The organism is Bacillus sp. SRB_8, from assembly GCF_003264205.1.
Classification (GTDB): Bacteria; Bacillota; Bacilli; order Bacillales; family Bacillaceae_G; genus Bacillus_A; species Bacillus_A mycoides.
Window position 1 is genome coordinate 1 of sequence record NZ_NADT01000074.1, and the last position, 8,416, is coordinate 8,416.

Below are 8,416 nucleotides of genomic sequence, written 5' to 3' on the forward strand. Positions count from 1 at the left end.
ATTTTCATATTTCAATGTCAACTAAGTTTTTCATTTTGTTTTGTCGCTTTCCGCGTTGTTGCTATCGGCGACTTGTTCTATATTACACCTCTATATCCTAATCGTCAATACCTTTTATCCTTTTTATTTTATAAATTCTAAAGGGTATTGAACCTTCTTCATTTATACTCCGTTCCTAGAGATTAATAGACTGGTGCAATCACTTTCATAATCGACAGTTTATACTTTCTTACTTACACCTTTCTAAAGAATGAATAGCAAGCCAAACAAATATATATTAAAGGTAGCACTTTTTATTTCGAGTACATTCCAGCTGCATTCACAATTATCTCCTACCACTTCTCTCTAGGAATTATACATACACCATGCATTTACTAAAAATCTAATTAACTTAGGAGGCGTTATGAAATGCATGTTAATAAGAAGATCATTTATGTATCCCATGATGCCCATTTCCACGGAGCACAGCTGCTTTCTTTACATACTATTAAAGCTCTTAAAGAAAACTTTCATTACTCCGTCGCAATTATTTCTATTGGAACGGGCATTTTAATCCACGATTTTCAAAAGTATGGTCCTGTTTATTGCCTAGAGGAAGACTACCCAACAGAAAAAAGGGTCGAATTATTAATAAAGAAGTTACTATCACAAGACTATACCATCGCCATATGTAGTACCGTCATAAGTGGTGATATAGTTGCATTGCTAGCTAAACACAATATAAAAGTTATTTCATTAATACATGAATTGCCGCATTTAATACAACAGTACTCTGCCGAGGGGAAAGCTAGAAACATTGCCCAGTTTGCTTACAAAATTGTCTTCCCTTCACAGTACGTGTATGACAAATTCCGTACAATCACCCAATTAGATCATCAAAAATGTCACATCCTCCCTCAAGGCTTGTTTAACCACAATCCTTATAAGAACAATATTGCAAAAGCTAGAAGCGAATTACGAAAAAAACACAACCTGCCTCTAGATAGCAAAATCATTTTAGGAGTAGGTTTCGCTGATCATCGGAAAGGGATAGATTTATTCTCACTTATTGCTTACTCAGTAAGAAAGGTTCATACGAATATTCATTTTATCTGGGTCGGGAGAACAGATGTTCATTTCTTTAACACGCTATCCCCAAGATATACAGCACATTTCACATTAGTTGAGCCTACTCCAGATATCGGTTTATATAACGCCGGGGCTGATTTATATTTATTAACTTCAAGAGAAGATCCTTTTCCAAACGTTGTTTTAGAAGCATTAGATACAAAAGTCCCTGTTATAGGGTTTAAACACGCTGGAGGTTTTGAAGATGTTGTTACGGAACAAACTGGCGCCTTAGTAGACTTTTTAAATTTACCGCAGGTGCTGGAAAGAATATATGAATTTATTGGAGATGAAGAATTACGATTACAAAAAGGGCGCTTTGGCCAAGAGCTTATTGAAAAAGATTTCAACTTTCTTCATTACATTTATCAACTGTTAAACCTACTTGATCATAATTACAAAAAAATAAGCGTAATCATACCGAACTATAATTACGAAAAATACTTATCTGACAGAGTTAAATCCATATTAAACCAAACCTATCCCCTTTACGAACTAATTTTCCTAGACGATGCCTCTACTGACAATAGCGTATCTATATTTGAACAGGTGCTCTCAAACGAAAATAAGCCCCACCTAAAAGTTCAGCAGATTATTAATGATAAAAACTCTGGTTCTGTATTTAAACAATGGATAAAAGGCATCTCTGCAGCAACCGGTGATTATATTTGGATTGCAGAGGCCGATGACTTATGTGATCAGACATTTTTAGAAGAAGTAATACAAGGGTTTCATATAAATGGTGATGTTACCTTAAGCTACACACAATCAAAACAAATAGATGAACAAGGAAATATCCTAGCCAATCATTATTTAGATTACACAAATGATATTGATAAAGAAAAATGGAAAAGTTCTTATTTCCGAAAAGGGATAGATGAAATACAAGATACATTACTTATTAAAAACACCATACCTAATGTCTCAAGTGTAGTTTTTAAAAACATAGATATAAAAACAACAGAAAAACAATTAGAAAAGTTTAAAGTAGCTGGTGATTGGTTTTTCTATGTTTCTATTCTTAAAGAGGGGAACATTTATTTCAATCCAAAACCGCTAAACTATCATAGACGACATACAAATAGCGTAACGAGAACAGAAGATTCATATGCCCATTACAGTGAAGTTGTACAAATGCAGAATTTCATTAAAGAAACCTTTACTATCGACGATATTTCAAAAAAGAAAATGTACACATATAGAAAGTACCTTAAAGCATATTTGAAGATTTAATGATATATTTTCTTCGCCATCAGTATCTCTTGTAAAACGTTACTATCATTTAAGGGGGGTTACTCTTTGAAAGAATTTATAGAAGCAAATAAAGATTTGCTTTCTCAAATTGCACACAAATACAATGTAAATGCAAGTATCCATCCAGAGGATCATATCTTTCAATTCCTTGTCACTAATCCAGTCTTCCCATCTAAAAAAGAAGCGATAGATTATTATTTTCAAGATGGGAGAAAATCCGCAGAAACACTTTTAGATTTAATTACTTCCTTTTATCCCCCTATAGACACTCCAATTAAATTATTAGAATTCGCATCCGGATATGGCTGCGTAACACGTCATTTATTAAACCCACAAACGAACTTAAGTATAACTACCTGTGATATACATGAAGAGGCTATTACTTTTATTGAAAACACATTAAATACTTCTTCTATCTTATCTCACCCTGAACCTGAACAAGTAAAATTGGCCTCGTCTACGTATGATATCGTCTTTTGTCTATCCTTTTTTTCTCATATGCCTGATACAACTTGGTTTCGTTGGCTTCAAACATTGTATAATGCTGTTTCTCCTGAAGGCTTACTCATTTTCACAACTCATGGTTATCAAAGTAAAAAGTACTTCAGCTTTCCAGATTTAAATAAACAGGGTTATTGGTTCCTCCCTTCTAGTGAACAATTGGATTTAGATGTTCATCAATACGGGCAAACGATCGTTAGTCCCTCTTACGTATGTGACAAAATTAAATTATTACCTTATAACCCTGTCATCAAAAAATACACTGAAGGTTTTTGGTGGGAACATCAAGACCTTTGGGTAATAAAAAAAGAAATAAAATAATAAACCACGCTCTACTGATACAAAAGTAGGGCATGGCTTATTATTTTTTACTATATAAGAACTCTTCAATCCATAGCTTATTTAATCTAATTCCACTTTTGAAATCTATTTTCGGTTCCCAATTACATTCTCGTCTTACTCTATCTATATTTAAAATGATTTTTTGAACATTTTCTTGCCTTTGTTTATAGCAGGTAAAGTCCACTTTTCTTTCCGTTAATTTCTCCAATTCTACTATAATTCGTTTTAAAGAGAGACCCTTGCCGCTCCCTATGTTATACACACAAGATTTCAAACGATTTAATTGCGATAGTTGTATAGTGATTTCAACTAAATCATCGATATAAATATAATCTCGAATAATCTCTTGTGGATTCCCATATATATTAATCTTTTCATTACTGAGATGCTGATACAAAAAACAATTTATTGCCCCAACTTTCTTTAAAGGATTTTGATATTTTCCATATGGATTAGAATATCTACATACAACATAGTCAATTCCGTATTTTTTCTTATAAAAGTACAAGTAATTTTCAAGCGATACTTTTGTTATTCCATAAGGAGAAAGTGGTTTTAATGGATGTTCCTCATCAATAGGTAAATATTCCGGTTCACCATAAACAGTGCCTCCAGAAGATGCTAATACAATTTTTTTAACAGGAAAATTTTTAACACTTTCCATGAAGTTAAGAAAAAAAAGCTACTGTTTATATCTCCGAAAACATCTTCAATTGAAGTTGCTACATTAGACGTTGCAGCTAAATAAATAATAATATCCACACTCACTAAAGCTTTATATATATCTTTAACATTCGCTAAATCACCTTTAATAAATTCAACCTCACTTATAATATTTTGAGGGAAATTATTTATATGTCTGGAAAATACTTTTACATTTTGACCTTGTTTCAATAAACCTAATGCGAGGTTTATACCAATGAAACTATTTCCACCTACTATTAAATAATTATTCTTCCTCATAATATCCTCTCTAGTAATAAGATTTTTGCTTATCACACCTAGAAATACAAATAAACGAACTTGGTCACCTCTATTATTCATTCTCTTATAATTGTATGCCCTTTATAAATTTTCATTATCTTTATTTTATATTTTCCTTTTAGAATCGATACCTTATTTAAGATGACCGCAAAAACACTCATAATATTTACTCATTCCCATGAATATATTGGATTAGTAAAAACTTTCCTTCTCATATTCTCGTTTATTCTATTTAAAAACCTTCTCCATAAATAAAACTTTCAAAAAGGAGCACTACATGTATGAAGAGTGTAAATCAAGAGCTTTTAAATCATGTAATCCTACATAAAGATCGAATCCCACATTTCCATAAAGACTTTCCACTTATACTATTTTGGAGCCATAGAAGCGGATGTACTACTTTAGCTAATTGGTTCTTTTTTCAAATTGGATTATTTCCTGAAGCAAAGAAATACCATGACTTTATTCATTACTATGAATTCTGGGTGTATAAAAACAACACCAACTACATACCAGAGTTACAAAATGGGCTTCTAACAGCAAAAAAAGATGTTTGTAAACTTGTACGGAATCCCTATACAAGGGCGGTCAGCTCCTTTTTATTGCTTGCTGACAATCCATATGCTAGCCCTCAATGGGAAAGTATCCGGCATTGTTTTTATAATGACAAATATAGTAATCAAGGAATATCATTTAAACAATTTTTATATTACGTTCAAGCATTCGGTTCCAATTCCCTAGCAATAGATATACATTTTAGTCAGCAATACGTCCCAGGTGAAGAAAACTTCATCCAATACTATATTCCTTTAGAAGATTTTAATACACAAATCACCAAGATAGAACACACGTACGATTTGACTAAATCAAATTTAGCGCTTCTTATAAATTCAGATCATCATCGTGCTCATAAGATGCTTTATACGGGAAGCTATGCAGAACTTAGCATTACAGATGCATCCTTCCCCCGCTTTCCAACATATGAAAGCTTTTATGATAAAGAAACCATGGATTTAGTTACAGAAATATATGCACAAGACTTTGAAATGTATCCGTACACAAAAGGGATATTCTAAGTCGATACATTCTTCAATGAATAAAAGCGAATGTATCGCATAGCATAAAGTGAAACTTTAATTAGCGTGGGGTTCTCTCCCGCTAATTATTCCATTCTACCAATCTCACTTTTATGAGTTCCCTAATTTCCACCCACTCTCTTTGATTTCGCTGATTGTTGACGTGTGTGTCATATGCATTTTTTTACACAGGAGTGATGTCATGTGGAAGGTAATTTGAAGCACAATAATGGATATTGCGTTATTTGTGAGAAGAAAGCTACATTTATAGAGCATAATGATTGGCTTAGAGATCACTACTTATGTTCTACATGCCACTCTATACCAAGGCAGCGCGCTCTAATCCATGTTTTAAATACATTTTTTCCAAAATGGGGTTCCTATCATATCCACGAATCCTCTCCTGGAGGAGTTATAACTCAACTACTAATAAAAAACTGCAAAAACTATACATACTCTCAATACTTTAAAAACTACCCTCTCGGTCAATACTTTCAAGGGATTAGATGCGAGAACTTAGAAGACATGACTTTTCAAAATGAATCTTTTGATTTATTCATTACTCAAGATGTCTTTGAACATGTAATGGAGCCAAACAAAGCCTTTAAAGAAATAGAGCGTGTATTAAAGCCTGGCGGCGCTCATGTGTTTACTGTCCCTTGGTATCATACACTCACAAAGACTTTACAAAGAGCAAGAATCAATAAAGAAGGAATCGAATATATTGAGGAGCCAATTTATCATGGTAATCCTATTGATGAGAACGGGTCTTTAGTAACATTTGATTGGGGTCAAGATATGATTGAATATATTTATACACATGCAAATATGTATACCATTGTTTATTTACAAAAGGATAGATCACTGGGGTTAGATGCTGAATTTCTACATGTTTTTATTAGTGAAAAACACGAAAATGATTTTTAGGCACTATATAATTTGGAGGTTAACAAATGAATAACTTTAAGTTAGGAAGTGATTTTGATAACCTTGTTAGCCCGCTTTCTGATGTTGAACTTCTTAATCTATTTATACAAAGTTGCTCACAAACAAAGATAAATGGCATCCCAGTACCTATGTTCCCCTCCGAAGAAATTCAACAACAGTTTGTAGGTGCTTCCTATGAACATGCTCTTTATGAAGCATATTTGTTTTATAGCCTTGTAAAAACATATGCCCAAAATTTAGGCGTTCCCTTGAATAAAGAACGGAAAATTTTAGACTTTGGTTGCGGATGGGGAAGAATCATACGCTTCTTTTTCAAAGATGTTCGCCATAAAAATTTACTTGGTATTGATGTAGATCCTGCAATGATTAACCTTTGCAACGAAACGTTAGGAAGAGGCAGGTATAAAATAGCTCCCCCACAACCTCCTGTAGAATTTATTAATGACAATTCATTAGATATCATATTCGCTTATTCTGTATTCTCACATTTATCCGAAGAAACAGCAGAAAATTGGATAAAGGAGTTTTCAAGAATTCTTCGTCCAGGTGGAATCTTCATCGCAACAACACAAGCACGCTATTTTCTCGATTTCTGTCAACAATTCAAGGAACACCCTGAATTAATTCAAACTGGGTGGCATAAAACTTTATCTCAAGCTTTTCCAGATATAAATCGTGCCATCTCGGATTATGAAAGCGGCAATTTTATCCACAGCCCTACGGGAGCTGGAGACGTTAGAAACAGTAGCTTCTATGGGGAAACCGTTATACCTAGAACTTATATTAAAAACCACTATGAGAAGTATTTAAAGCTACGGGACTTTTTTGATGATACAAACCGGTTACCCCAAGCTCTATTTGTTCTCCAAAAAGATTAACTCTTTTCGCTCATTATATAATGAAGATCATTTTGTATCTCAGCTGTATATCTTAACTCATCAAAGATTTCCATATCAAGCAAACTGCACAAAAGAATTCATTATGCAGCATAAACACAGTAAGTAAATAACATATCTCATGTTTTAACTAGATTCGAAAAATCAAAAGTAACTTCCCACCACTTGAACTACGAAGAACATAAGGGGGATATATCTTGAAAATAATCGCTTTTTACTTACCACAGTTTCATCAAATAAAAGAAAATGACCGATGGTGGGGGAAAGGGTTTACTGAATGGACAAATACTAAAAGTGCACGACCTTTATTTTCAGGACATTACCAACCTAGAGAACCTTATCAAGATTTTTATTATGACTTAACCACCCCATCCGTAAGAAAATGGCAAGCAGAAATCGCCAAAGCACATGGCATATATGGTTTTTGTTATTACCATTACTGGTTTAAAGGGAAGAGGCTATTGGAGGCACCCTTTAATGAGGTACTTAAGATGAAGGAACCAGATTTTCCATTTTGCCTTTCTTGGGCAAATGAACCGTGGACAAAAACTTGGGATGGTCTTGATAGTCACATATTAATGCCTCAAAATTATGGAGAATTATCGGATTGGAAAGAACACTTTGAGTATTTATTGCAAGCTTTCCAAGATGAGAGATATATCCGTATAGACGATAAACCACTATTCATTATTTATCGTCCCGGGCATATCCCTCATTGTGAACAAATGCTTCATTATTGGAATACACTCGCACAAGAAAATGGTTTGAAAGGTATATACTTTGCAGAAACATTAAACAGCTTTCCACTTCCTAATATAAATGGATTTGATGCTAGCATTCAATTCGAGCCTTTTTATACAATTGCTCATGATAGCTCTTCAGACATAAATAAGACAATATATGAGTCTGGTAAACAAATAAACGCTTGGGATTATGATAAAGTGTGGATGTATATACTAAAGCGATCTCCTCCAGAGAAAAAAACATTTCCTGGTGCCTTTGTTGACTGGGACAATACAGCACGCCGCAAAGACTTAAATAGCAGCATCTTCCTAGGTTCTACCCCTAGGAAGTTCACGATATATTTAAGCAAATAAATCCAGCGTACCTATTCTCTTTACAACAGCGAGTTTTTATTTATTAATGCGTGGAATGAATGGGCAGAAGGTACTTACTTAGAACCAGATAAAAGGCATGGATTCGCCTATTTAGAAGGAGTTAAGCAGGCAATTAACAGAGGTATGAAAGCATACAAAAAAGACGAGTCATTCTGACTCGTCTTAAAGTTGCTTGGCGACGTCCTACTCT

The 8,416-nt window shown here is 33.7% G+C and carries 5 protein-coding genes and 2 pseudogenes; 6 read left to right on the plus strand and 1 reads right to left on the minus strand.

The window, feature by feature from the left end:
• Positions 1-408 precede the first annotated feature (408 nt).
• Both B5P40_RS31280 and B5P40_RS31285 read left to right on the plus strand, forming a co-directional pair.
• A complete protein-coding gene (locus tag B5P40_RS31280; RefSeq protein ID WP_113710487.1) occupies positions 409-2,340 on the plus strand; it encodes a glycosyltransferase in 1,932 nt (643 codons plus the stop codon).
• A gap of 66 nt (positions 2,341-2,406) precedes the next feature.
• Positions 2,407-3,183: a class I SAM-dependent methyltransferase gene (locus B5P40_RS31285; protein ID WP_060751894.1), complete on the plus strand. Its 777-nt coding sequence runs from the start codon at positions 2,407-2,409 to the stop codon at positions 3,181-3,183.
• Between the two features lie 40 nt (positions 3,184-3,223).
• Here the strand turns inward: B5P40_RS31285 and B5P40_RS31290 are convergent.
• Positions 3,224-4,167, minus strand: a pseudogene (locus B5P40_RS31290) (NAD-dependent epimerase/dehydratase family protein).
• Between the two features lie 302 nt (positions 4,168-4,469).
• Here B5P40_RS31290 and B5P40_RS31295 point away from each other — a divergent pair.
• The 4 genes and pseudogenes from B5P40_RS31295 to B5P40_RS31310 all read left to right on the plus strand — a co-directional run bounded on the left by B5P40_RS31295 (position 4,470) and on the right by B5P40_RS31310 (position 8,382).
• Entirely contained in the window at positions 4,470-5,264 is a 795-nt protein-coding gene (locus tag B5P40_RS31295) for a sulfotransferase family 2 domain-containing protein (protein ID WP_113710488.1), read from the plus strand.
• 204 nt (positions 5,265-5,468) lie between these two features.
• Positions 5,469-6,191: a class I SAM-dependent methyltransferase gene (locus B5P40_RS31300; RefSeq protein WP_113710489.1), complete on the plus strand. Its 723-nt coding sequence runs from the start codon at positions 5,469-5,471 to the stop codon at positions 6,189-6,191.
• Between the two features lie 26 nt (positions 6,192-6,217).
• A complete protein-coding gene (locus tag B5P40_RS31305) occupies positions 6,218-7,090 on the plus strand; it encodes a class I SAM-dependent methyltransferase (RefSeq protein WP_088038215.1) in 873 nt (290 codons plus the stop codon).
• Positions 7,091-7,305: 215 nt separating this feature from the next.
• Positions 7,306-8,382 (plus strand): annotated as a pseudogene (locus B5P40_RS31310) (glycosyltransferase WbsX family protein).
• Positions 8,383-8,416 lie beyond the last annotated feature (34 nt).

Bases quoted from the DNA above. Each gene is read 5' to 3' on its own strand.
- B5P40_RS31305 (WP_088038215.1), top strand. From the start codon at position 6,218: ATGAATAACTTTAAGTTAGGAAGTGATTTTGATAACCTTGTTAGCCCG.
- B5P40_RS31280 (WP_113710487.1), top strand. From the start codon at position 409: ATGCATGTTAATAAGAAGATCATTTATGTATCCCATGATGCCCATTTC.
- B5P40_RS31295 (WP_113710488.1), top strand. From the start codon at position 4,470: ATGAAGAGTGTAAATCAAGAGCTTTTAAATCATGTAATCCTACATAAA.